The sequence below is a fragment of the Nocardia sp. NBC_00508 genome (genome assembly GCF_036346875.1).
GTDB lineage: Bacteria > Actinomycetota > Actinomycetes > Mycobacteriales > Mycobacteriaceae > Nocardia.
The window spans coordinates 4,355,436-4,379,309 of the sequence record NZ_CP107852.1 but is presented as its reverse complement, the minus strand read 5'-3'; the positions used below and the strand labels follow the sequence as shown (position 1 = coordinate 4,379,309).

23 protein-coding genes are annotated in these 23,874 nt (G+C 68.1%); 14 read left to right on the top strand and 9 right to left on the bottom strand.

Annotation, left to right across the window (positions count from 1 at the left end):
* The first annotated feature begins 47 nt into the window (after positions 1–47).
* Positions 48–1,103: a ferredoxin--NADP reductase gene (locus tag OHA40_RS19515; RefSeq protein WP_330228344.1), complete on the top strand. Its 1,056-nt coding sequence runs from the start codon at positions 48–50 to the stop codon at positions 1,101–1,103.
* A gap of 57 nt (positions 1,104–1,160) precedes the next feature.
* Here OHA40_RS19515 and OHA40_RS19510 read toward each other — a convergent pair whose 3' ends face one another.
* The 3 genes from OHA40_RS19510 to OHA40_RS19500 form a co-directional block, all read right to left on the bottom strand.
* Positions 1,161–1,901 carry a DNA alkylation repair protein gene (locus OHA40_RS19510; protein ID WP_330228343.1) on the bottom strand — a complete coding sequence of 247 codons (741 nt, stop codon included), beginning with the start codon at positions 1,899–1,901 and terminating at the stop codon, positions 1,161–1,163.
* Between the two features lie 32 nt (positions 1,902–1,933).
* The gene (locus tag OHA40_RS19505) at positions 1,934–2,695 is read right to left on the bottom strand and encodes a glutamate racemase (RefSeq protein ID WP_330228342.1); all 762 of its coding nucleotides are present in this window, start codon (positions 2,693–2,695) and stop codon (positions 1,934–1,936) included.
* Between the two features lie 186 nt (positions 2,696–2,881).
* Positions 2,882–4,078, bottom strand: a complete 1,197-nt coding sequence (locus tag OHA40_RS19500; protein WP_330228341.1) for an NAD(P)/FAD-dependent oxidoreductase — start codon at positions 4,076–4,078, stop codon at positions 2,882–2,884.
* Positions 4,079–4,293: 215 nt separating this feature from the next.
* Here OHA40_RS19500 and OHA40_RS19495 point away from each other — a divergent pair, with 215 nt between their 5' ends.
* The 3 genes from OHA40_RS19495 to OHA40_RS19485 all read left to right on the top strand — a co-directional run bounded on the left by OHA40_RS19495 (position 4,294) and on the right by OHA40_RS19485 (position 6,516).
* The gene (locus OHA40_RS19495) at positions 4,294–4,650 is read left to right on the top strand and encodes an SPW repeat domain-containing protein (protein WP_330228340.1); all 357 of its coding nucleotides are present in this window, start codon (positions 4,294–4,296) and stop codon (positions 4,648–4,650) included.
* 5 nt (positions 4,651–4,655) lie between these two features.
* A complete protein-coding gene (locus tag OHA40_RS19490) occupies positions 4,656–5,279 on the top strand; it encodes a TetR/AcrR family transcriptional regulator (protein ID WP_442943756.1) in 624 nt (207 codons plus the stop codon).
* A 280-nt stretch (positions 5,280–5,559) separates the two neighbouring features.
* Positions 5,560–6,516 carry a type IV toxin-antitoxin system AbiEi family antitoxin domain-containing protein gene (locus tag OHA40_RS19485; RefSeq protein ID WP_330228338.1) on the top strand — a complete coding sequence of 319 codons (957 nt, stop codon included), beginning with the start codon at positions 5,560–5,562 and terminating at the stop codon, positions 6,514–6,516.
* Positions 6,517–6,589: 73 nt separating this feature from the next.
* Here the strand turns inward: OHA40_RS19485 and OHA40_RS19480 are convergent, their stop codons facing one another.
* Positions 6,590–7,408 carry an alpha/beta fold hydrolase gene (locus OHA40_RS19480; protein ID WP_330228337.1) on the bottom strand — a complete coding sequence of 273 codons (819 nt, stop codon included), beginning with the start codon at positions 7,406–7,408 and terminating at the stop codon, positions 6,590–6,592.
* A gap of 189 nt (positions 7,409–7,597) precedes the next feature.
* Here OHA40_RS19480 and OHA40_RS19475 point away from each other — a divergent pair, with 189 nt between their 5' ends.
* Both OHA40_RS19475 and OHA40_RS19470 read left to right on the top strand, forming a co-directional pair.
* Positions 7,598–8,608, top strand: a complete 1,011-nt coding sequence (locus tag OHA40_RS19475) for an adenylate/guanylate cyclase domain-containing protein (RefSeq protein WP_330228336.1) — start codon at positions 7,598–7,600, stop codon at positions 8,606–8,608.
* A gap of 66 nt (positions 8,609–8,674) precedes the next feature.
* A complete protein-coding gene (locus tag OHA40_RS19470) occupies positions 8,675–9,442 on the top strand; it encodes an RluA family pseudouridine synthase (RefSeq protein ID WP_330228335.1) in 768 nt (255 codons plus the stop codon).
* Positions 9,443–9,520: 78 nt separating this feature from the next.
* Here OHA40_RS19470 and OHA40_RS19465 read toward each other — a convergent pair whose 3' ends face one another.
* The gene (locus OHA40_RS19465) at positions 9,521–10,132 is read right to left on the bottom strand and encodes a TIGR03086 family metal-binding protein (protein WP_330228334.1); all 612 of its coding nucleotides are present in this window, start codon (positions 10,130–10,132) and stop codon (positions 9,521–9,523) included.
* A 51-nt stretch (positions 10,133–10,183) separates the two neighbouring features.
* Here OHA40_RS19465 and OHA40_RS19460 point away from each other — a divergent pair, with 51 nt between their 5' ends.
* The 3 genes from OHA40_RS19460 (at position 10,184) to OHA40_RS19450 (ending at position 12,326) form a co-directional block, all read left to right on the top strand.
* Positions 10,184–10,648, top strand: a complete 465-nt coding sequence (locus OHA40_RS19460; RefSeq protein ID WP_330228333.1) for a MarR family winged helix-turn-helix transcriptional regulator — start codon at positions 10,184–10,186, stop codon at positions 10,646–10,648.
* 146 nt (positions 10,649–10,794) lie between these two features.
* Positions 10,795–11,580 (top strand): metallophosphoesterase, encoded by a 786-nt coding sequence (locus tag OHA40_RS19455; RefSeq protein ID WP_330228332.1) that lies wholly within the window; start codon positions 10,795–10,797, stop codon positions 11,578–11,580.
* A gap of 68 nt (positions 11,581–11,648) precedes the next feature.
* Positions 11,649–12,326: a phosphodiesterase gene (locus tag OHA40_RS19450; RefSeq protein ID WP_330228331.1), complete on the top strand. Its 678-nt coding sequence runs from the start codon at positions 11,649–11,651 to the stop codon at positions 12,324–12,326.
* Here the strand turns inward: OHA40_RS19450 and OHA40_RS19445 are convergent.
* Positions 12,323–13,384, bottom strand: coding sequence for an AraC family transcriptional regulator (locus tag OHA40_RS19445; RefSeq protein WP_330228330.1), 1,062 nt, complete (start codon positions 13,382–13,384; stop codon positions 12,323–12,325). The two genes, OHA40_RS19450 and OHA40_RS19445, sit on opposite strands and share 4 nt — an antisense overlap.
* A gap of 84 nt (positions 13,385–13,468) precedes the next feature.
* Here OHA40_RS19445 and OHA40_RS19440 point away from each other — a divergent pair, with 84 nt between their 5' ends.
* The 4 genes from OHA40_RS19440 (at position 13,469) to OHA40_RS19425 (ending at position 19,014) form a co-directional block, all read left to right on the top strand.
* The gene (locus OHA40_RS19440) at positions 13,469–14,935 is read left to right on the top strand and encodes a flavin-containing monooxygenase (protein ID WP_330228329.1); all 1,467 of its coding nucleotides are present in this window, start codon (positions 13,469–13,471) and stop codon (positions 14,933–14,935) included.
* A gap of 73 nt (positions 14,936–15,008) precedes the next feature.
* Positions 15,009–17,132, top strand: coding sequence for an ATP-binding cassette domain-containing protein (locus OHA40_RS19435; protein WP_330228328.1), 2,124 nt, complete (start codon positions 15,009–15,011; stop codon positions 17,130–17,132).
* On the top strand, positions 17,129–17,866 hold the full coding sequence (locus tag OHA40_RS19430) for an energy-coupling factor transporter transmembrane component T family protein (RefSeq protein WP_330228327.1): 738 nt from the start codon (positions 17,129–17,131) through the stop codon (positions 17,864–17,866). The genes OHA40_RS19435 and OHA40_RS19430 overlap by 4 nt, the downstream gene beginning before the upstream one ends.
* A 494-nt stretch (positions 17,867–18,360) precedes the next feature.
* The gene (locus OHA40_RS19425; RefSeq protein ID WP_330228326.1) at positions 18,361–19,014 is read left to right on the top strand and encodes an ammonium transporter; all 654 of its coding nucleotides are present in this window, start codon (positions 18,361–18,363) and stop codon (positions 19,012–19,014) included.
* A 118-nt stretch (positions 19,015–19,132) separates the two neighbouring features.
* Here the strand turns inward: OHA40_RS19425 and OHA40_RS19420 are convergent, their stop codons facing one another.
* Positions 19,133–20,314 carry a lipase family protein gene (locus tag OHA40_RS19420; RefSeq protein ID WP_330228325.1) on the bottom strand — a complete coding sequence of 394 codons (1,182 nt, stop codon included), beginning with the start codon at positions 20,312–20,314 and terminating at the stop codon, positions 19,133–19,135.
* Positions 20,315–20,649: 335 nt separating this feature from the next.
* Between OHA40_RS19420 and OHA40_RS19415 the strand changes: the two genes are divergently transcribed.
* Entirely contained in the window at positions 20,650–21,294 is a 645-nt protein-coding gene (locus tag OHA40_RS19415; RefSeq protein ID WP_330228324.1) for a cysteine hydrolase family protein, read from the top strand.
* A gap of 14 nt (positions 21,295–21,308) precedes the next feature.
* Here OHA40_RS19415 and OHA40_RS19410 read toward each other — a convergent pair whose 3' ends face one another.
* Together OHA40_RS19410 and OHA40_RS19405 are read right to left on the bottom strand one after the other, a co-directional pair.
* Positions 21,309–23,615 (bottom strand): ATP-dependent DNA ligase, encoded by a 2,307-nt coding sequence (locus tag OHA40_RS19410; protein ID WP_330228323.1) that lies wholly within the window; start codon positions 23,613–23,615, stop codon positions 21,309–21,311.
* A gap of 47 nt (positions 23,616–23,662) precedes the next feature.
* Complete coding sequence (locus OHA40_RS19405; protein WP_330228322.1) at positions 23,663–23,869, bottom strand: antitoxin; 207 nt, start codon at positions 23,867–23,869, stop codon at positions 23,663–23,665.
* Between the last annotated feature and the right edge of the window lie 5 nt (positions 23,870–23,874).

Here is a 23,874-nt window from a genome sequence, read left to right as displayed (position 1 = left end):
TAGTTTTGGGCGCCCTCTGGCGCACGCGTCTGGTTCGAGAGGACGACATGACCACTGTCGAGGTTCCACATGGCTCGCGCTCGGTCGTGCTGCGCGTGTCCGCGGTGATCGCCGAGACCGCCGACACTTGCTCGCTGGTCTTCGACGTCCCCGACGAACTGGCCGAGAAGTTCCGCTACCAGCCGGGGCAGTTCCTCACATTGCGCATCCCCAGCGACCGGACCGGCTCGGTGGCCCGGTGCTATTCGCTGGCCAGCTCGCCGTACACCGACGACCGCCCGAAGGTCACCGTCAAGCGGACCGAGGGCGGCTATGGGTCGAACTGGGTGTGCGACAACGTGAAAGCGGGCGACCGGATCGAAGTGCTGCCGCCCTCGGGCGTCTTCACGCCCGATGATCTGGACGACGATCTGCTGCTGTTCGGCGCGGGCAGCGGCATCACACCGGTGATGTCCATCCTGAAATCGGCGCTGGCGCGCGGCACGGGCCGCATCGTGCTCGTCTACGCCAACCGCGACCACGAATCGGTGATCTTCGCCGGTGAGCTGCGCGAACTGGCGGACAAGCACCCGCAGCGGCTCACCGTGATCCACTGGCTGGAGTACCTGCAGGGGTTGCCGACAGCCGATGGGCTGGCCACCCTCGTCGCGCCGTATCGCGGCTACGACGCGTTCATGTGTGGGCCGAAGCCGTTCATGGACCGGGTGCACGACGCACTCGCGCAGCTGGGCGTGCCGCGGACGCGCACGCACGCGGAGGTGTTCAATTCCCTTGCCGGAGACCCCTTCGCCGACCAGGCGCCGGTCGAGGTGTCCGATGAGGAGGCCGCCGACGCGGCGACCGTCCAGGTGGAACTCGACGGCGAGGTGCACGAGCTGAAGTGGCCGCGCAAGCAGACGCTGGTGGACATCATGCTGGCCAAGGGCCTGGACGTGCCGTATTCCTGCCAAGAAGGCGAATGCGGGTCGTGCGCGTGCACGGTTCTGGAGGGCAAGGTCGAGATGGACAATGCCGAGATCCTCGATCCCGAAGACATCGAGAACGGCTATATCCTCGGCTGCCAGGCGCACCCGGTGACCGATCACCTGAAGATCCAATTCTGAGCGGCGCGGCGCCCGACCCCGTATTCGCCGGGGATGGACCACGCTTGCTCGGCTGAGCTATCGAGCGCGGTACTCGGCGCGGAGTTCGGGCGGCAGATGCTCGGTCGCGTAACTCAACGCGGTACGCCCCATGGCCGTGGCGTGACGGTCGAGGAAGCCCGTCAGCAGAGCTCGGCCGATGCGCTTGCCGATTTCGCGCAGCATCCAGCCCAGCGCCTTCTGGATCAGGTCGCGCCGGTCAGCGAGCAATAGTTCGCTCAGCGCGAATGTGGTCGAGGCGTCGCCCGCCTTGATGAACGCGAACGTGGCGAGCAAGGCCACCCGCCGCTCCCACAGCGAATCAGCCTGTGCCAGTTCGAACAACAGATCGCGGGGTTTGTCGAGCAGCCACGGACCGACGATGTTCTCGGCCGACACGTCGACGAGATCCCAGTTGTTCACCCGGCCGCGGAGTACGGCGGCCAGGTAGAGCTCCACCATGGCGGTGCGGGCAGCTTCGTCGAAAACGCGCGGCTTGGACGCCGCGGCGAATCGCGCGTTCAGAATGACCAGCCCGGCGAAGCGGTCTTCGTGCACAGCGCTGTCGAGCAGCCGATCGATCTCGTCGAGCGCAAGCCCCGCGAAGCGTTTCGCGACGCCTCGGCTCGCGGGCACCCGGACGCCGATGAACACGTCACCCTCGCCGTACTCTCCCGGCCCGGTCTTGAAGAACCGCCGCAAGTGCACCGCATCGGCAGGGTTCGCGAGCGCCCGCAGCGCCGCCTGCACGTCCGCCGCGCTCACCGCCACCTCGGTCATCGAACAACCCTTCGTTCCGTCGCGCCGGACGTTCAGTTCCGCGCGCCCAGAATGCGGCCCGATTCGAAAGCCGCCGCGCTGGCGGGCAGCGCGCCGGGCCTGCCGCTGTTCAGCACCCGGACCTCGCCATTCCCGGCGCTCGGGCGGCCAAGGGCCTCGATGCGCCGAATGGTCTGCGCGGCAACGGCTTGCGCACTGTCGAAGAGGCGCACACCGTCCGGGAGCGCGGCCACGATCGCGTCGGTCACCAGCGGATAGTGCGTGCAGCCGAGCACCACGCCCGCCACGCCCGCCGGAGTCCGCGCGGCGGCGCCGGCGATCGCGGCGTGGGCGGCCGCCAAGTCGCCACGATCGATCGCGTCCGCCAGCCCGTGGCATGCGACGCCGATCACCTCGGCATCGCCGCCGAACTTCGCAATCAGATCGGCCTGGTACCGGCTCGCCGTGGTCGCGGCGGTGGCCCAGACCGCCACCGAGCGGCACACGGCGGCCGCGGGCTTGATCGCGGGCACGGTGCCGATCACCGGAACATCGGGCCCGACTTCCGCACGGACGTGCTCCAGCGCCGTGACGCTGGCGGTGTTGCACGGCAGGACGATCACCTCGGCGCCCGATCGGAGGGATGTCCGCGCGGCGTCCACCACCCGCTCGACCACCCAGTCCTCCGGCTTCGGCCCCCACGGCGCGCCGTCGGGGTCCAACTGCAGGAGCAGATCCACATCCGGCCGCAACTTACGCAGCCAAGCGGAGGTGGGGAGCAACCCCAGACCCGAGTCGATGAGCGCGACGATCACCGGACCACCGTATTACTCCCCCGCCGCTCCGAGTATTCAGGCCGTACTAGTACGCCATAGTGCGCGTTCGCCGCGCTGTTGGCTATCGGCAGCCCGTGGCCGTCGGTCGCCCTACCACCGCGCGACGGTCGCACCGTGCCGCCGCTCGAGCATGCGCCGAACACGGTCGCGGCCTCGAGCGAAGGCTCAGCTCGGGGCCAGCAGCTCCCTCAGAGGGGCGGCCGCGGCGATCTTGGCGCGCGCCTTCATCACCTGGGCGGTCATGCCCGCGCCGACGACGCCGGTGAGGGCGCCCGCCTGGGAGTAGTACGCGAGGAATCTGCGGCCGTCGTCGGAGACGATGTGCACGTCGTCGGTGGCGTTCGGGGTGCCGAGGGCCTGGATCTTGACCTCGTACTGGTCGCTCCAGAAGTACGGCACACGGGCCGCCGTGGGCGGTTCGGCCCCGAACAACGCGCAGGCGAGCAATTTGGCCTGTTCCCCCGCGTTGGTCCAATGCTCGACACGCTTGCGCAAACCGGTCTCGTGCAGCCAGGCCGCGACATCGCCGACCGCCCACACCCCCGCTACGGAGGTGCGTCCGACCTCGTCGGCGAGCACACCGCCGCCGGCCGACGGCTCGGCCAGCGCGATTCCGGAGTCGCTCAGCCATTCGGTCACCGGCCGCGAGCCGACCCCGATCACGACGAGGTCGGCGGCGATCTCGGAGCCATCGGACAGCAGCGCACCGCGGACCCGGCCCGTGTCATCGCCGCGGAGCGTGTCGAGGCCCGTGCGGCAGCGCAGGTCGACCCCTTCCTCGCGGTGCATCCGTGCGACCAGTTCGCCGACCTCTGTGCCGAGCACCGAAGCCAGCGGTGTCGCCTGCGGTTCGACCAGGACGACCCCGACGCCGTTCGCGCGGAAGCTCGCGGCCAGTTCGCAGCCGATGAAACCCGCGCCGACCACGAGCGCTGTCGCGGCGTCGGCCAAATCGGCCCGCAGGGCGACGGCGTCGGCGTGCTCGCGCAGCACGTGCACGCCGCGCAGATCCGGCAAGCCCGGCAGGCGACGCGGGCGCAGGCCGGTGGCGATGATCAGCTGGTCGTAGACCAGGGTGCTGCCATCGGCCAGACGGACGCGGCGCGCGTCGGTGTCGACGCCGACGGCTTCGGCGCCCAGGCGTACGTCGATGCGCTTCTCGGCGTAGAACTCGCTCGGCCGCAACGTCGTGTCGTCGGTTTCGCCGCGCACGAACTGCTTGGACAGCGGCGGACGGTCGTACGGCAACCGCGTCTCGGCACCGACGAGCACCAGCTCACCGTCGTAGCCCGCGCGGCGCAGTTCCTCCGCGGCGCGCAGGCCGGCGAGGCCGGCTCCGACGATCACGATCGGCGCTGTCATGCGGCCATCCCTTCCTGGAACCGACCGCCGATTCGGTGAACAGGCGGTGACACGCAGCAACCCTAACCGTTGCTTGGTTGTCCATTCTGTGAGGACTGTCACGTCGAACCGCGCCGATTTCAGCGCGAAATCGTAGCCGTTCAGCTATTGATCGGGCGGTCAATCAGGGCTATACCAAGTACTAGGACACAATCCACAGCCCGAGGAGGCACACAATGTTCACCGAGAGCCGCGCACAAGATTTCCTGGCTGTCGTGCTCGGGATCTTCACCGCACTGTCACCCATCTGGGTGGACACGAACAACAACGCCATGTGGTCACTGATCGTGCTCGGCGTGCTCATCGCCCTCACCGGCCTCGCACAGATGGCCCGCCCCGAGTTGGCGGCGGCGGACTACGTGATGGGCCTGTGCGGCGCGCTGCTGTTCATTTCCCCCTGGGTCATGGACTTCACCGAGTATCGGGCCGCATCCTGGACCGCATGGGTAGTCGGAGTAGTGACGGTGGTAGTCGCGGTGGCGGCACTGCCGACGGTGTCGGGGCGTCTGCACGACATGGCTCCGCATCACTGATGCAGATGCCGAGAACCCGGCGCGCCGGGCGTCGCCGTAGCGCGAAAGTCGACGGCGACGCGCGGCAGCTCATCCTCGATGCCGCGGAAAAGCTCTTCGCGGCACAGGGATTCGACGCGACCGCGACGGCGTCCATCGCCGCCGCGGCCGGCGTCCCCAAAGGACTCGTCTTCTACTACTTCCCGACCAAGGATTCGATTCTCTCCGCGCTGATGTCCGAGCGAGTGCCCACGCAGCCGATCGATGACATCGGAACCGTGGTGGCGCCGGGCGATCCCGCGACGAGCCTGGTCAATCTGGATGCCGCCCTGAACCTGCGCGACCATCACTCGTCGGTGCTGCGGGTGATCATGTGGCGGGAGGCCGATACCCATCCCGACGTGCGCCGCCAACTGCGTCGCCTGCGCGACCAAATGCTGGACGTCACCGCCAAGGTGCTCCAAGCGAGTGCGCCGGCCCCGGTCGGCCCCGGCACCCTGCGCGCGTGCGCCGCGGCGTGGGTCTCGGCGATGTTCGCCATCGCCAGCACCGACCGACTGCACGCGCTCGACGGCGTCCCGCTCCCCACCGCCGATGAAGTGCTCAACATCGCACGCGTAGTCGCGGCTGGGATGGCTCAGCTGGGCTGAGCTCCCCCGCCTCGCTCCCCCGCCTCTCCGCGTCTTTAGGCCGTACTGGTCAGGTGGCGCGGTGTTTGCGTTCAGGTCCTGCGTTCCGGTGCTGCTCGAGTTCGGGCGTTCCCGGTGAAATACCCATGTTCTCTCGAGATCAGTAGTCGCGAACCATGTTCGATCCGATGCTGAGCGAATTCCCGGAGAGGTAGTTCAGGGTTATCCACAGGGGGCGTGTTGTCCACATTCGGCAGTCGCGTTGGTGTTCCGCGATCCCAGGTCCGCCACGATCGTCGGTATGGAAGCACTGCAACTGATCTCGCGTCGGCAAGCGCTGGCGTCCGGGCTGTCCGACAAGCAGCTGCGGCGGCTGTGCCGCACCGGACAGTGGCATCGTCTGCGGGCCGGGCACTATCTGAACTCGCCGGGCTCCGGTCTCGGCGCGACGGGACGGCATCTGCTGCTGGCGCTCGCGACCGCGGAGACGACCTCCGACTCCGCGATCACCAGTCACTGTTCCGCCGCGGTGCTGCACGGGATGTCGACCTGGAACATTTCGCTCGATCGCGTCCACCTGACCAGGAACCGGATCAACGGCGGCCGCCTGAGCAATCGGGTCGTCGTCCATTCCGCGCAGGTGGAGCCGGACGAGATCACTCTCGTCCGGGGCATCCGAGTGACCACCCCGGCGCGCACGGTCATCGATATCGCCCGATCGGAAGGCTTCGAGCAATCCGTCGCCCTCGGCGATTCCGCGCTGCGCGACGGCTTGACGACCACCGCCGAACTGCGGGAACACCTGCGGCGAGCCCGGCACCGACCCGGCCGCCGCAAAGCTGCCCAAGTGCTCGACTTCCTGGATGGCCGCAGCGAGGGGGTCGGCGAATCCCGCAGCCGAATCATGCTGCATCACTACGGCTTCCCCGCTTCCGAGGTACAGGCACGTGTCTTCACCGACAGCGGAGTCTGCGTCGGCCGCGTCGACCTCCTGTTCCCCGACCTCGGCGTCATCGGCGAGTTCGACGGAAACGCCGAGAACCACAACGCCTTACGCCTTCCCCGCTGCCCCGAACAGGTAGTCATCGCAGAGCGAACGCGCGAAGACCAACTCCGCGCACTCGGCTGGATGGTGGTTCGCTGGAACTGGGACGACCTGACCGCCCCCGCTGATCTGCTGCACCGTCTCCGCGCGGCCGCCCAAATCGCGGCTCAACGCCACCGATCCGGCTACTGGACACCCACCCCCATGCCCTGACTCCGTCTATACAGCGGCGGTCACCGTGATGAGGTGGACAGCCCTCCGCGGGGACGTCGGGTTGCGGTTCCCGTCAGTCGGGCTGGTTGAGGAAGTTGGTGACGTCGATCGCGAAGCGCTGGTGCTTGATCGCGCCCATATGGCTGGCGCCGGGATAGATGATGAGTTGGGAGTCGGGGATTCCGTCGGCGGTACGGCGGAAGTTAGCGATGCTGTAGCCGGCATCTCGTTCGCCGCCGATGACGAGGGTGGGCGCTTGGATTTCGCCGAGGCGGTCGGTGAGGTCGAATCCGTCTTCGGCGCGGATGAAGGCGTGCGTGTCGGCGGGGTTCCGCGGGCGGGCCAGCGGATCGAACAACCACATGGCGACCGCGGCGACACGGGCGGCCACGGGCGAGGCGAAAGCGGCGAACGCCATGTGGTGCATCGCTCGGCGGCCACGCAACGCCGCTTCGGCGTAGCGCATCTGGCCTTCCTTGGCGACCGGATCCAATCGGTACCCGGACGACGCGAGGACAAGGCGCCGCAACGCCTCTGGATGGTCGGCGGCGAGCTGGAGGGCGATCGAACCACCCGACGATATGCCGAGCACGTCGACCGGCTCACCGAACTCGACGCGCAGCGCGTCCGCGTGCTGTGCGGCGATCTCGCCCATCGTGATGCCCTCGGTCATGCCGGGCGCCCGACCCACCGCGTAAACACGGAAATTCCGGGCAAGCGGCGCCAGCACCTTGATCTCCGAGTCGAGCATCCAGCCGCGCGGATTCGCGTGGTCCGGAGTGAACCACCGGAGAAACACCAGAGGCCGACCGGCACCGATCGCGAAGTACGGCATGCCGTGCTCCAACACACCCTCCGCGACCTCGAGCTCCGCTCGTTCGGTCTTACCCACGATCCACTCCAATCCACGATCGTCATCCGTCCACTCGACGCTATCGGAGCACACTGCGCCCGCAATAACCTCCGACGTCACGCCCTGCGTTGCCACTGACCACGCACTGAACTCAACGTCGGCCAGCTGAATATGTGAACTCGCCCAAGGACCGCCGCCTGGCGTTGCGCTGCCCGTAAGGTACGGAGCATGGTGCCCACCGAGATGTCCGACTTGGTGCAATCGGTCGTCGAGTCCTACCTGCTCGACGGAGCGCGCCGGTACAACCGCAGGGAGGTGGCCGCGCAGTCCGGGACGACGACGGCGCTCACCCGGCGGTTGTGGATGGCGCTCGGCTTCCCGTCGAGCATGGGCGACGAAGAGGTCGACTACGCCGACGCCGACATCGCGGCGGTGCGCAATTTCCAGCAGCTGAATGTCTTGTCCTCCGCCGACAAACGGCAGCAAGCCGCGACCGCGCGCACACTCGGTCAAGGCATGGCGCGGCTGGCGGAATGGCAGATCGACCTGGTTCTCGCGGAGATCGAAGAGCGCATTGCCGAGGCGGCCCCCGACGCCGACCCGGCCGAGACGGTGCGCACCGCCACCGAGGGCGCGATCGCCGCGCTGGAACAGTTGAACACCTATACGTGGCGACGGCATCTGGCCGCGGCGCTGTCGCGCTCGCTGGACCCGGAGACGACCGCGGGCGAATCGGTGCGCGAACTGGCCGTCGGTTTCGCCGACATGGTCGGCTACACCCGCCTGACCAGGCACCTGCACCCCGACGAGTTGTCCATGCTCCTGGAGGCATTCGAGTCCACCACCACGGCCGCCATCACCGAGAACAGCGGCTGGGTGATCAAGAACGTCGGCGACGAAGTCATGTTCGCCACGGAGAACGCCGCCGATGCCGCCACCATCGCCTTGGCCATCCAGGAGTCGACGATGATGGTGGGGGGGACCCCGGAACTGCGTGTGGCCCTCGCGTACGGCCCCGTGCTGCAACGCTTCGGCGACCTGTACGGGTCGGTGGTGAATATCGCCTCCCGGCTCACCGGCGTCGCACGGCCGGGCACCGTACTGATCGATGACCGAACCGCCACCGCCCTGGAGGGCAATCCGGAATTCGACATCAAGCACCTTCGCAGCGTGCGGGTGCGCGGCTTCAACCGGCTGCGTCCGCACTTGCTGCGCCGCAACGGCAGAAACGGCCGGTAGCTCGTGCTCGACCCGGCGCAGGGCTGACGGCGTACTGCGTCCGGCGGCGCCTTCTATGCTCGTCCGGTGGAAACGGACTGGTCACAGCTGCGCGCGCGTTCCCTGGTGGAGGAGGACGCCGCGATCCTGGCGTTGCACAAGCCGTCCGGGATCTCCGTGACGGGTGAACGCCACGACACCGACATCGTCGAACTGGCCGCTGCCGTGGGCGAGACACTGTATCCGGTGCACCGCATCGACAAGGTGACCTCGGGCCTGATCCTGTTCGCGAAGGAACTCGGCGCCCACGGCGAGCTGACCAGGCAGTTCAACAAGCAGACAGCCGACAAGGCGTACCTCGCCGTGGTGGCGGCCACCGGGCTGCCCGACACCGGCGTAATAGATCTGCCGCTCAGCGTCGGACGCAAGAACCGGGTGCGGATCGCGGCGCCTCGGGAACGCATCCAGCGTGCGGCAGACCGATGGTTCGTCGACGACGCCGATCTGCTTCCCGCGAAGCACTACCCGTCGCTCACCCACTTCGCCACGGTGCTGCGCGCCCCGGCGCACACCGTGCTCGCACTGCGCCCGATCACCGGACGGCGCCATCAGATCCGGGTCCACCTGGCCTGGACCGGACATCCGATCGTCGGCGATCCCCTGTTCGACCGGTCCGGCACGCACGAGCGAACCTACCTGCACTCTTGGCGTCTCGGCCTGACGGCCTCGTGGCGCACGCCACCGCACCTCACGCTGACCGCCGAGCCGGACGCGGACTTCTGGCGGCCGATCGAGGAATCCGCCGACGCGGCGATCCTCGACCGAGCAGCCGAGCTGCTGCACACGATTCGCTAGCTGTCCTGGCCAGTGCGCACATGGCGCTGCGCCACCACTCGATGGCAACCGGTGGTCGAGGCCGGGCGGACAGCCGGATCAGGCCGCTGCGTCCGGCCAGCCGGGTGAGCGGCCGAGGACCAGCAGAATTCGATCCAGCACCGAAGTTCCTTCCGAAACAATCAATCCCGGCGCGAAAGCCGCACCTGGCGCCGAGCGTTCGGGCCCGTCGGGGACGGCGAGGGCGACCCGCAGTGCCGCTTCGGCGAGATCCGCGTCGAGAGTGATGCTGTCGCCGATCGATCGCGCGACGTCCCAGGCGTGGACGACGCTGTCGACCAGGTGGAAGCCGATCGCGCGGGCCGCGGGAAAACCGTAGCCGGGCAGGATTTCCGGGAGCTGCAGCGTGCGCTCGAAGATGTCCCGGGCGGCGAACGCGGCGAGCACGTCGTCGGCCGAGGCGCGATAGTCCGCGATCGGATCGGCGGAGGGGCGGACGGTCCAGAGACCCGGATCGTCGCCGCCCCGCGCGGCGGCCGCGAAGCCATGGTTCTGCGCGATCATGTGCTCCAACAGGGCCCGGAGATGCCAATCCGCACAAGGGGTTGCGCCGCCGAGCTGGTCGGGGCGCGCGCGGGCGACGGCGTCCACACTCACTCGAACCGCACGGGCGTGCCGAGCGCGCAACTCTTCACCTTCAATAGTATGCATACGCTTATCATATGTTAATGCGTACGATCCGCCAAGCAGTATCGTCATTCCATGTCGAACGCCCGTCCCGATCTCGCCGCGATGATCGTGCCGCTCGGGCGGGCGCTCATGGCCGCGGAGCTGCCCGTCCTGGACCGGCATGAACTGTCGATGTGGAGCTACGCCGTCCTGCTCGGGCTCGGCGCCGAGCCCGTTTACACCCAGGCGGCACTGGCCAAAACGATCGGCGCGGACAAGACCCGCATCATCGGCGTGCTCGACGAGTTGCAGCGGCGCGGCCTCATCACTCGCGGACCGGACCCGGCGGACCGCCGGGTGAACCTGGTATCACTCACCGAGGCGGGCCGGAACATCCGCGATCGCGCACAGCGCGATATCCAGGCTCGTGAGAATCAATTGCTCGAGCGGCTGCCCGCCGGAGATCGGCGTGTGTTTCTGCGCGCCCTGCGCACATTGTCGGATGCGGTGGCCGAGCAGTCCGGCCGACACGGGAACGAAACGAATCCCGCATTGTGACCGTCGACACAAAACGACGAGCATGCTCCGGGCAGTGGCGAGCGTCATGACGACGGGTAATACGCAGGTCAATTAGCCTGAGGGGGTGCCGCGGACGCGACGCCGGCACGCTCTGACGCAACGCAGCGAACCCCTAGCGAAAGCGAATGCCGATGATCCTGGTGGCTCAGGTCAGCGACACACATTTCGATCTCGGCACCCGCAATGCCGAACGTGTGCAGCGGGTGCTGGCATTCCTCGCCGACCTGCGCCGCAGACCCGACGCCATCCTGGTGACCGGCGACATCACCGATTCCGGAAAGCCCGAGCAATACGCCGAGGCCAAGCTCGCGTTCGACACCGAGCTTCCGCTGTTCACCATCCCAGGCAACCACGACGATCGCGCGGGCTTCCGCACCGCCCTACTCGGCGAGCGAACCTCCGGCGCGCCGATCAACCGCGTCCATCGGATCGGTGAGCTCACCATCGCCCTGCTGGATTCGACTGTCCCCGGCGAGGCGGGCGGACGACTCGCCGACGAGACCTACGACTGGTTGCGCGACGTGCTTGCGGCCGCGCCCGCTGGCAAGCCGATCATGCTCGCACTGCACCATCCGCCCGCGCGTCTGCACAGCCCGATCGTCGACGAGATCGCACTCGCCGACCCGCAGCGGCTCGCCGACGTGGTCGCCGCCGACGAGCGGATCATCGGCGTGCTCACCGGGCATGCGCACTCCGCCGCGACAACCACATTCGCCGGGCGCCCGCTGCTGGTGGCGCCGAGCACCGCGTCGGTGCTGGCCGGCGAATGGGAACTCGACCTGCCCGACCACGTCATGGACTACGCACCGGACCCGGCGATCGCGCTGCATGTCATCGATGACGATCACCGGCTGACCACCCATTTCCGCACGGTTCCGATGGGCGGCCGGATCGGCGTACAGCCGGTCTGAGCGCGGTTTATCCGGCTCGCGCCGGGGCAATCGGGAGGCACAACGGACGTCTACCCGGAGGCACCGCCATGGTCGACCTACCAGCCGCATTGGTGAAAGGCGCGTTCGCGACCGGAGCGCGTATCCGGCATGCTCGGGTGTTCCATCCGAACGGCCTGCACCTGTCCGGCCGTTTGCACGCGGAGCCCGAGTTCGAGCCACTCTTCGGGGCCGGGGAACGGGCGGTGATCGCCCGATTGTCCAAGGGGGCGGGAATGCCGGGCGGCCTGCCCGATGTGCTCGGGTTCGCGTTCCGGGTGCTCGACCGCGATGACGAACCGTGGGATTTCACGCTGGCCACCACCGGCCGCGGACTGCTCGGCCGACTGGTGTTCACACCCGCCCGCGGCTGGGCCACCGCCCGCTACGGCTGCCTGATGCCCTACCGGATCGGCAATTCCGCGCCGACCTGGTTCTTCGCCGAGCCGGACGCCGACCAGCCCGCGTCGGCCTCGCTCCACGCGATGGACGCCCATCTGGACGAGCACCTGGTGAGCTTCACCCTCACCGCCAGCCGCCTGACCGGGCCGCGAGTGCGACTGGCCGAACTCGCGCTGCGGCATGCCGAATCGGCCGAGTATCGGACGGACTACTTCGATCCGATGCTCAATCGCCCGTCCGAGGTGGAACTGTTCCCCAATGCCGTCGGCAAGATCCGCGAACTGGCCTATATCGGCAGCCGGAGCGGGCGCGGCGAAGGCGCCTAGCTTCGCGCGGCGCGTTCGCGGCGATAGGCCGCGGGGGTGTTACCGGTCCACCGCTTGAACGCGAAGATGAACGTCGAGGCTTCGGCGTAGCCGAGGCGGATCGCGACGTCGCTCACCGATAGCGGTGTGGCGGTGAGCATTTCCTCGGCCAAGGTACGACGGACTTCGTCCAGCAGAGCGCGATAACCGGTGCCCGCGGCGTCGAGGTGGCGGCGCAGCGTGCGCGTGCTCATGTTCAGGTCGCTCGCCACGACGTCGATGCCGGGTGGCGCGGCGAATCCGTCCTCGCCACCGCGCGGCACCAAGCGTTCCCGCACCTCGGCCGCGATGCCGGTGCGGGCCCTACGCCGGTGCACCAGCTCACGACACTGCGCCAGACACATCGCCCAGGTGTGCTCGTTGGCCTGGGGCAACGGCTGCTCCAGCAGGACCGGTTCGATGGCGAACAGGTTGTCCGGCATGCCGAACCGCGGTGGCACCACCGTGACCTCTGTGATCCGGTCTACGTAACCGGGTGCGGGAAAACGGAATTCGGCCCTGGTCAGCGGCAGTCGTGTGCCGAGCAGATCGCTCATCACCTGGTGCATCGCGGTGACGTCGCGTTCGACGAGGAACTGGCGCACGTCCGCGGGCACCGACTCGTCGTGTACCACGGCGATGAACTCGTCTTCGCGAAACTGAGCCACCGGCAGGCAGAACGTGAAGCTGAGGTCCAGATAGCGCAGTGCGAAGTCGATCGCCTCCCCGAGCGTGGGGCTGCTGACGCAGGCGAAGCCGAAGATGCCGAACGTGGTGATCCGGTAGCGGCGGCCGATCTCGATGCCCAGTGCCGGCCGGTCGGCGAGTGCACGAACCAGATTGCGGATCACCGCCAATTCGGTGTAGGCGTCGATCTGCGCGTCCGGGTCACGCAGTTGCCGCTCGGTGAGCCCCGTGCCGTTCAGCATGCGCGTGACGGGCACGCCGTGCTCGGCCGCGTAGCCCACCATCAGCGCCACGCTGGCCACGCCGCGCGGAAAGTTCCAATCGCGGACTTCTGGATCCTGCACCCGCTCCACGCGGACAGTATGGCCGAATTTCTCGATACGACGGACCCGGACTCCTACAGTGGAGTCAGCTACGGCCGGAGTGAGGAGTGTCACATGAAAGCGCGCAATGGGCCATCGATCCTCATCATCGGCGCGGGCTTCGGCGGCATCGGGATGGCGATCGAATTGCGCCGCAACGGTTTCGACGACATCACCATCCTGGAGCGCGCGGCCGACCTCGGCGGCGTGTGGCGAGAGAACACCTACCCGGGCGCCGCCTGCGATGTGCCGTCCCCGCTGTACTCGTACTCGTTCGAACCCAAGCCGGACTGGCCGCAGCGGTACTCGGGACGCGCCGCCATCCACGACTACCTGCGCGGCGTCGCCGAGCGGCACGGCGTGCTCGACGCGATCCATTTCGGCACGAGCGTGACCGACGCGGAATTCGACGACGCCACCGGCCAGTGGACCGTCCGCACCGCCGACGGGGACACCCGGATCGTGGACGTGCTGATCTCCGCGGTCGGCCAGCTGTCCCGCCCGGCCATGCCCGCAATCCCCGGCATCGACAGCTTCGCGGGCCCGTCGTTCCATTCGGCCGCATGGGACCACGATGTCGATCTCACCGGCAAACGCGTCGCCTGCATCGGCACCGGGGCCAGCGCCATTCAATTCATCCCGGAAATTCAGCCCGTGGTTGCCCACCTGACGCTGTTTCAGCGCACCCCGGCCTGGGTGATCCCGAAGTTCGACACCGACTACACGCCCATCCAGCACAACCTGTTCGCCCGCTTGCCGGGCGCGCTGTTGGTCGAACGGTTCGGCTGGTGGTCGATCGCCGAATTCTTCTCGCTCGGGCTGGTCGAGTTCCCCGCGATCACGCGGCTCGTGGCCCGCGTCGCCGCCTGGCACCTGGCCAAGCAGGTCGCGGACCCGCACTTGCGGGAGAAGCTCACCCCCGACTACCCGATCGGCTGCAAGCGCGTCCTGTTTTCCAACGACTACTACCCGGCGCTGACCCAGCCGAACGTGCAGGTGGAGACCACCCCGATCACCGGGATCATCCCCGCGGGCCTGCGCACCGCCGACGGAGCCGTGCACGAGGCGGACGTGATCATCTACGGCACCGGGTTCAAGGGCACCGAATTCCTCTGGCCGATGAATATCTACGGGCGCGCGGGGCGCCAACTGTCGGACGCCTGGACCGACGGCGCGCACGCCTACTACGGCATCACGGTGCCGGACTTCCCGAACTTGTTCCTGGTCTACGGGCCGAACACCAATCTCGGCGTCGGATCCATCATCTACATGATCGAGTCGCAGACCCGCTATATCCGTCAGGCCATCCAGTTGCTCGCCGACCACCCGGGCCACTGCCTGGACGTGCGCGCGGATCTGGAGGAGCACTACAACACCGCTCTCCAGCAGCGTATGGCCCGCACGCCGTGGAACTTCTGCTCCAGCTGGTACCGCAACTCCGCCGGCCGCATCACGAACAACTGGCCGGGTTCGCAGACCAGCTACCGCCGCGGCACCCGTCACCTCGACCCCGCCCACTACACCCTCACTCCGGTCTGCTGATCAATCACAGACCGCTGAACTGCGCGAATTCTCTGGAACCTTGTGCTGCCCGCCGGACTGGCAGACTTGTGCTGTGAGTGGACTGGCCCATGCGGGCGACCCGGGTGAGCGAGGACCGCTGCGCCCGATCGAGTTGGCCACCGGCGCCGTGCTCGGCGGGGCCACCGTCGGGTTGGTCACCATCGGATCGGTGATTCCGTTCGCCGCCGCTCTACAGCTGGTCGCCGCAGTCCCTATGGGGCTGATCGCGCACCGCTACCGGCTGCGCGCACTGGCCACCGCGACCATCGCGGCCACGCTGGTCACCTTTGTCGCGGCGGGCGTGGTGCCCGCGACCGGATTGATCGCCTCGGCGACGGTAGGCGGCATCATCGGCATCGTGAAGCGGCGCGGCGGCGGTGTCGTCGCGGTGTTCGGCCTCGCACTGCTGACCGGCCTGGTCTGGGCGGCATTCGCCGTCGGATCACTCCTGCTGCTCTCGGCCGCACGCAACTTGCTGTTCGACAACATCCGCAACGCCGCACGCGGTATCCAGGAACTCGCGGCACGCCAGGCGCAGCTGGCGCCGCTCGGACAGGCCGCGACCGATCTGGCCGAGTCCGTGCTGCGCTGGTGGTGGGCGTGGGTCGGCGGCAGCGTCGCGCTCGGCATGGTCGCCACCGGGCTGTTCTCCTGGTACGTACTCGGCTCGGTGCTGGATCGGCTGGCCTGGCTGCCCGGACGGGACCGGCTCGACGCACCGGACGACGACCGTCCCATCGCACCGCTACCGGTCACCCTGCACGGCGCCGGATTCCGCTATCCCGGCGCGGCGCGCGATGCCCTGCGCGACATCGACCTGACAGTCGGCGTCGGTGAGTTCGTCGCTGTGGTGGGGCACAACGGATCGGGCAAGTCGACGTTGACGCGGTTGCTCGCCGGACTGCCGCCCACCTCGGGATCGGTGCAGCGCCCCGGGTCGGCCGGACTCGGGCGCCTGGGCGGAACGGCACTGGTGATGCAGCGGCCGGAGAGCCAGACCTTGGGCGTGCTCGTCGCCGATGACGTGGTGTGGGGGTTGCCCCCTGAGCTCGCAGCCGACGTGGATGTCGACGGACTGCTCGGCGAGGTCGGGCTCGCCGGGATGGGCGCCAAGGAAACCGCCACGCTGTCCGGCGGGCAGCAGCAGCGCTTGGCGGTGGCCGCGGCGCTGGCTCGCCGCCCGGCGCTGCTGATCGCCGACGAGGCGACCTCGATGATCGATCCGGACGGGCGCCGCGAACTCGTGGAACTGCTCGCGGCACTGCCGAAGCGACACCCGATGGCCGTGGTGCTGGTGACCCACCACGAGGCCGACGCCGCCGCGGCCGACCGGGTCGTCCACTTGGCCGCGGGCCGCTCCGCGGCGCACCTGCCCGCATGGCCGCGCCCGGTGCGCGACGCGCGGCGCAGGCCGATCGGCGAGCCGATCCTCGAACTGCGCGAGGTTCGGCACACCTACAATCACGCGACACCGTGGGAAGCGGCCGCCCTGCACGGCGTCGACCTGTCGGTTCGGCGCGGCGAAGCGTTGCTGGTCGTCGGCGGCAACGGATCGGGCAAATCGACTCTCGCGTGGATCATGGCCGGGCTGATCGAGCCGAGTTCCGGTCGTTGTGAACTGCGCGGGAAGCCGATCACCAAGCAGATCGGGGGCGTCGAACTGGCGTTCCAGAGCTCTCGCCTGCAGTTGCAGAAACAGACCGTCGGCGCGGAGATCGCGGACTGGGGCGGGCGGGCGACCGGCTCGGGCGCGGTCGGGCGGGCGCTGGACGCGGTGGGGCTGGACCGGTCGCTGGCCGCCCGCTCCATCGAGGAACTCAGCGGTGGCCAGGCCAAACGGGTGGTTCTCGCGTCGATCGTGGCCAGCCATCCGCAGGTGGTCGTGCTCGACGAGCCGCTCGCCGGACTCGACCCGGAAGGCCGGGCCGACATCGTGGAACTGCTTGCGCGGCTGCGCGATTCCGGGCTGACGCTGATCGTCATCTCGCACGACGTCGCCGACATGGCGGCAGTGTGCGACCGCACGGTCCGACTGCAGTCCGGACGCATTCTGGCGGCCGAGTCCGCATGGGAAGCCATCCCGAGCGGCGCCGCCACGCCCGCCGATCCCCGGCCCGCCGAACTGCGTCCGCCCGGCGACGCGGCATGGCGACTCGAGCACGGAGGTCACCGATGAGTACGGTGCTGCTGCGTCAGGTTCCCGTCGACAGTCCGGTGCACCGATTGTGGGCGGGTACCAAGATGATCGGGGTTTTCCTGATCAGCCTGTTGCTGATGTTCCTGCCGTCCTGGCCGGTGCTCGGCGTGATGGTCGTCTTGCTGGTCTTCGTCGGAGTGGTCGCCCGACTGCCGCTCGGCACCTTGCCGCGGCTGTCGTGGTGGTTCTGGGCGCTGCTCGCCGTCGGAGCCCTGATCAACGTGCCGGTCGGCGGCACGGCGGTGCTGCGTTACGCGCAGGTGGTCGTGTTCGGATTGATCCTGGTATCCGCCTCATTCCTCATCGCGTGGACCACGCCGATGAGCGAGATCGCACCGGCGCTCGCCAAGTTGGGCGCGCCGTTGCGCAAACTCCGCGTCCCCGTGGACGAATGGGCCGTCGTCGTCGCGCTGACCCTGCGCGGTCTTCCACTACTCATCGAGGAAATCCGGGTCCTGCGCGCGGCCCGCCGCCTCCGTCCCAAGGACAGCTTGCTCTATCGCGCCGCCGACAACCCCCTCGTCGACATCCTCACCGCGGCCATGGCGGTCTCCACCCGCCGCGCCGGTGAACTCGGGGAGGCGATCACCGCACGCGGCGGCACCGGACAACTCACCGCCCATCCGGGCTCCCCGGGCCGTCGCGACGCCCTCGCACTAGCCGTGGTCGTCGCGACCTGCTCGGGCGCCGTCGCCTTGCACCTGCTGCTCTGACCGGCTCGGCGCGTGGAATGTACGGGATGCCAGGCCGGTAGAAAGGCAGGATTCTCGGCCGCCACAAAAGGGAGAGCGTTCGGTTTGGCAATCCCGAGGAACTTTCTGATCGCAAGCATGGAGAAGGCGCGCAATACCTGATTGCTGGCCCATTGCTGCCGCCATTGCTTTCTGGCGAAATCTTAGCCCCGGCAACCACAGTCGGCGGCGACGATCCCGCGAGCGCCCCGAACTCCGCCGCGCATCCCACGCCATGGCTACACAGGTGCACGAATCGTCGAATAGCTACCGGCTATAACTAGAGTAAGGCGGAAAAAGAAGGGAGATTACCCTCTCAATTCATGATCTAAACCCTCCGGTCGCAGTACAGTTACCACTCAGAAGTTGCTGTCTTATGCATCACATCACGGATGTACGCGCCAGTGGGGGAAGGAATTTCAGCGCGTGCCGCGTTCTCTTGTGCTGGAACCTGATGAAGATTGGAAACCAGGGAAATGATTCTCCGGAAAGTCACCGCCGCTGTTGTGCCACTCGTCGCGGCGCTCACGGTAGGCGCGGGCGCCACACACGCGGAACCGGCCGCGGCACCGGTCCCGAATATCGGGTACGAGGCCCGACTGGTCGGGAACCAGATCGTCACGACACTCACGGCGGGCACGTTCGAGGTTCGCGGCGACGCCGTCGGCATCAAGGACGAGGCCGGAAATGTCGCGCTCACACTGCCGCTCGCCTTCCGCCAGGACGGACTCGAGTACCCCATGCCGTACGCCGTGCGTGAAGCGGGCCGGGTGCTGGAGCTGACCGTCGTCAAGGACGCGACACGGGCGCGCCCGGTCGCCACGCCGGTCGCCTCGCCGTACGAGAACCAGCGCGCGATGGAGGCGTTCCTTTCGCAGTTCGGCATCGCCACCGCGGTCGGCGGGTTCATCGGTACGATCATCGGCGCGCTGGTCGGCCTGACGGGCATCATCTCCGGCCCTGGCGTGATCGCCAGTGTCATCGCCGGTGCGGGCATCGGCGCCATCATCGGCACCATCGTCGCCGGTGGACCGACGCTGATCGTCGCCGGAATCGACCTGCTCAGCACCCTCCATGCCGCGCCGGGGACCACCAAGTGGATGGACACCACCGGCCGTCCGCAGTACTGACCCCGCCCCGCGGAGACACCGGTCGGCCGACCGGGACGAAAGCGCACCGAATCACCTGCGATTCGGTGCGCTTTCGGGTATGCCCGGGCGCGGCGATCCTGGTGCGCAACGAACCCGCCTACCGCGAATGACACCCCGGAGCAACCGGCAGCCCCGCGAACCGGTCGGCGAGAAAGTTCATCGCCCCCGGTGCCTCGCCGATCGCCGCCGGATTGTGGGTGGGCAGCATCGAGTGCACCGAAGTGACGGTCGCTCCCTGCGCGCAGTAACGACCGAGCAACTCGGTGAACCCCGCGACGGGGATCACGTCGTCGGTGATGCTGTGATACAGGTACATCGGAACAGCGGGCGCGGTGCCGCCGAGTTCCTGTACGCCGATCGCGGCACGAAAAGAATGGTGCGACAGCAGACTCGGAACCGTGGCGAAGTCATCGACCCGTGCCCCGACGTACATCGGCACCAGATCGGACCCGCACGCCGCCCCGACCTCGATCAGCGCCGCCTGCCCACGCTCGTTGAGCAACTCCAGCACGCCCGCGCCGGGATCGTTGCGGGCGATCGCGAACAAGATGAGCACCGCCAGCCCGGCCTGCACGGTGCCATCCGCGCGGCGGGCGATGGCGGGCCAATCCGCCGGAACGCCACCCGAGGTGATCCCGGCGAATCGAATGTCCGGCGCGTACTCCGGCTGCATCTGCGCGGCCCACAGCGTGGCGAAGGCGCCGCCCGAATAGCCCCACGCGCCGATAGGGCTCTCGGGTCCGAGTCCGGCCGACGGGAAGTCGCGCGCGGCCCGGATGCCGTCCAGCACACCGCGCCCTGAGTTGACCCCGTCCAGGAAACGGGACTGCGGCCCCTCGTAATCGCTGACTACGAGGGCCCATCCACGCCGCAACGCCTCCGCCATGAACGGCGTATCGATCAGCGTGTTGACCGCGCCGGGATCCCACCCTCCGCGCAGCGCGTACGACGGTGCGCACCGCGTTCCGAGACTGTCCTCAGGAACCTGATACGACAGCAACGGCCGCGCTCCCGGGCCGAACCATGGCAGCATCGGCACCATCACGGTCGCCACATAGGCCGCGGGCCGGTCGCTGGAATCGGTGGTCCGGTACTTCACCTGCCATGCCCGAACCGGCAGGGGCAGACCGAACAACGCGATCGGGCGGGAGTCGAGAACGGCGCCGTTGGGGTATGCGCCGACGTCGGTGGGCGCCGCGTAGAACGGGTCGTGGTCCGGGGGCGGTAGCTGCGCGGATACCGCGGGAGCTGCACTCAGCACGGCCACCAGAACGATCACGGCCGATAGAATTGTGCGCAGGAATGCCTCGCGTATCAGCCGATTACCCGTCTGCTCGGTGACAGGCGCTGCGTGAATATCCTTCATCAGGCCACCCCACTCCCGGCGAGGCAAGAGTGCGCGGGTGCCGTCGACACCGACTCACTCCCGCCTCGGTACTCAACGCTACTGCCGTATGATCCGCCCGGGCAACGGTCGATCGGAGGTCACACCCATCGCCGGGGTTGTCCGCCGCGACTGGCTACAGTGATCCGAAAATGCGCCTGACGCAACCCAATAGCCATCAGGCACCACCCAGCCCGGGATGCGGGCGCGACGAACAGGAGTAGCCGAGCATGCGGCATGGCAACGGACTGGACATCCCCGAAGGGCTCGCCGACGTGTGCGCCCCGGACCGGATGGCGGTGCTCGTCTACGACATGCAGGTCGGCGTGCTCGGCCAGCTGCCGGACGGCCCGGAGATCATCGAGCGCGTGGTTCGGGTGGTCGACGCGGCGCGCTCCGGTGGCTACCCGGTGGTCTTCCTGCGCCATTTCTTTCTGCCCGAGCGCCTCAGTGGCGCATTCGCGCTGCGCATGGCGATGAACTGGCAGCAGGTGGATTCGGTGGACAAGGTGCGGTTCATCCTGCAGCGCGACACTCCCGCCTTCGAGCTGGTCCCCGAACTGCGGCCGCGCGCGGACGAGGTGGTGTTCGACAAGACCTCGATGTCGGCGTTCGAAGGCACCCCGCTCGCTTCGATGCTGCGCGACCTGCGCATCGGCGCCTACGCGATCGCGGGCGTCGCGCTGGAGATCGGCATCGCCCCCACGGTGACGCACTCCACCGATCTCGGTTTCGTCCCCGTGGTGATCAGCGACGCCTGCGGCGGCCGGGACAAAGCCGCTATGGCGCGGGCCTACGATGATTTCGAATTCCAAGGCCACACTGTGGTGACAGATGTCGCGACCATCACCCCACTGCTCGCGGGCGCCAACTGACGAGGCACCCGGCGTCACGCGCCCGGCGGGTCGCCGAGCCACGCCGGGTGCCACAACCGGCCCGCCTCGGTCCAGTTCATGAACCGCACGGTGCCGCCGAGTTTCGGCGTCACCCACACCGCCTCCTTGCGCTCCTCGGCGGTGAGTTCGTTGTCGAACGGGGAGGTCTTTCGTTCCAGCTTGCGCAGCCGCGCGGCCAGATCACGCATGTGCGGCTCGCTGAATCCGGTGCCGACCCGCCCCACGTAGTACAACCGCCCGTCGTGCGGAATGCCGACCAGCAGAGATTTGAAATTCCGTGCCGCGCTGCGCCGCCAGCCACCGATCAACACCTGCTGCGTGCGCCAATTGCGCTGCTTCACCCACGAATGCCCACGCTTGCCCGGCAGATACACCGAATCCTTGCGTTTGGCGACCACGCCCTCCAGGCCGTGCTCCTGGCTGTAGCGCACCGCCTCGGCGCCCGGTCCGTCCAGTCGCGGCGGCACCATCATCGAAGGGGCATTCGCGGCCAGCGCCTCCAGCACCCGGCGGCGGTCCGAATATCGTTTGCGTACCAGCGACGTGCCGTCGAGATACAGCACGTCGAAGGCGACGAAGACGGCCCGCGCCGCCCCGGCTTGCAGCAGACCGAGATTGGCGACGCCGTGATCGTCGAAGACCACCGCCTCGCCATCCAACACCACGCTGTGCCCGGCGAGTTCGCGCGCCAGCACCCCGATCCCGCGATAGCGATCGGTCACCACGTTCCCCGCGCGGCTGCGCAAGGTGATTACACCGGAATCGATCTCGGCGATCAGCCGGAACCCGTCCCACTTCGTCTCGAAGCACCATTCATCGGCGCCGAGGGCGGCGACGTCACCAGGCGTCGCCAGCATCGGCGCCAGCCCGCGCGGAAGCGGCGAAGGCGCGCTCGACGGCAGGATGATTTCGCCGGAAGGCTCGTCCGCGCTGGTACGGGGCTCGTCCCGCGTTTCGGCGCCGTTCTGTGCGCGCATCAGGTGCATCAGCCACTGGTTGCCGTTGGTCTGGATCAGCGCGTACCGCCCGGTGAGCCGCTTGCCGTGGAACTGGACGATGATCTCGTCGTCACGCCATTTCTCGGTGTCGTACGTGCCGGAATCCCAGATCGTCATCTCACCGGCGCCGTACTCACCCTTCGGGATGGCGCCGTGGAAATCGAGATACTCCAGCGGATGGTCCTCGGTGTGCACGGCGAGACGGTTCTGATCCGGCGAGGTGGGCGGCCCCTTCGGTACTGCCCATGACACCAGTACCCCGTCGCGCTCCAGTCGCACGTCCCAGTGCAGCCGCCGCGCATGGTGCTCCTGCACCACGTAGCGGTTGTTCACCCCCGGCTCGGGCGGCTCGGCCGGCACCGGCTCGGGTGTACGGGACGGGTCACGCAGCGACCGGTACTTCGCCAGCGCGTCCGGCGCCGAGGCGCCCCGCGCCAGCGGCGGATCCAGCTCCGCGAGCAGATCGCCGTCCGACCGGTACCTGGCCAGCACCTCATCGAACCGCAAGTGCCGCAGCTTCTTCCGGTTCTCGATCTCCTTCCAGGTACGCGGCGCGGCGACATTCGGCTGCTGACGCCCACGCATCGAGTAGGGCGCGATGGTGGTCTTGGACGGGTTGTTCTGGCTCCAGTCCAGGAAGACCTTCCCGCCACGAGCCGCCTTCGCCATCGTCGCCGTCACCAGATCCGGGCGCAGCCGTTGCAGATTCGTCGCCACCTCTTTGGCTACCGTAGAGGCGCCACCGGGGCTGAGTTCCCGGTCCAGCGGCACGTAGAGGTGAATTCCCTTGCTGCCGCTGGTGACCGGGAACGCATGCAAGCCGATCCCCTCGACCATGTCGCGCACCGCGAGCGCCACCTCGGCACATTCGGCGAGTCCGGCTCCTTCGCCCGGATCGAGATCGAACACCAATCTGGTCGCCGGACCCATCCGGTCGTCGTCGAAACGCCATTGCGGTACATGGACTTCCAGCGCCGCCTGCTGGCCGACCCAAGCCAGACCGGCCTCGGAATCGATCAGCGGGTAGACCACCGTGCGATCGGAATGCCGCATCGTGCGACGCTCGATCCAGGGCGGCGCGTGCGAGGCGAGATTCTTCTCGAAGAAGGACGGCTCGTCGACACCGTTGGGCCAGCGCTTCCGGGTAACCGGCCGTCCCATGACGTGCGGGAGCATGGCGGGCGCGATCGCCGAATAGTAGGCGATGACTTCGCCTTTGGTGGTGCCGGTGGCCGGATACAGCACCTTGTCGAGGTTGCTCAGCTCAACCTCGATACCACCGAACTCTCGGCGGGCCACCATGTTCGCAGTCTAGCGGCGGAGACCCCGCGACGGTCTCCGCCGCTGCTTCAGGCGTGCGGCCCGGACTGGTCCGGCGGGACCACCTTCTTGGCAGCCTCCTTGCCTTTGGCGATCTTGTCCGTGTACTTGTGATGCGTCTTGTCGTCGATGAAGTCACCGGCCTTGTCGACCGCTGTGTTGATCTTGTCGGCGTTCTTGGCCGCCGCGTCCCTTCCCTTGCCGACCAGGCCTTTGAGTGTGTCCGCGAAACTCATCGCCG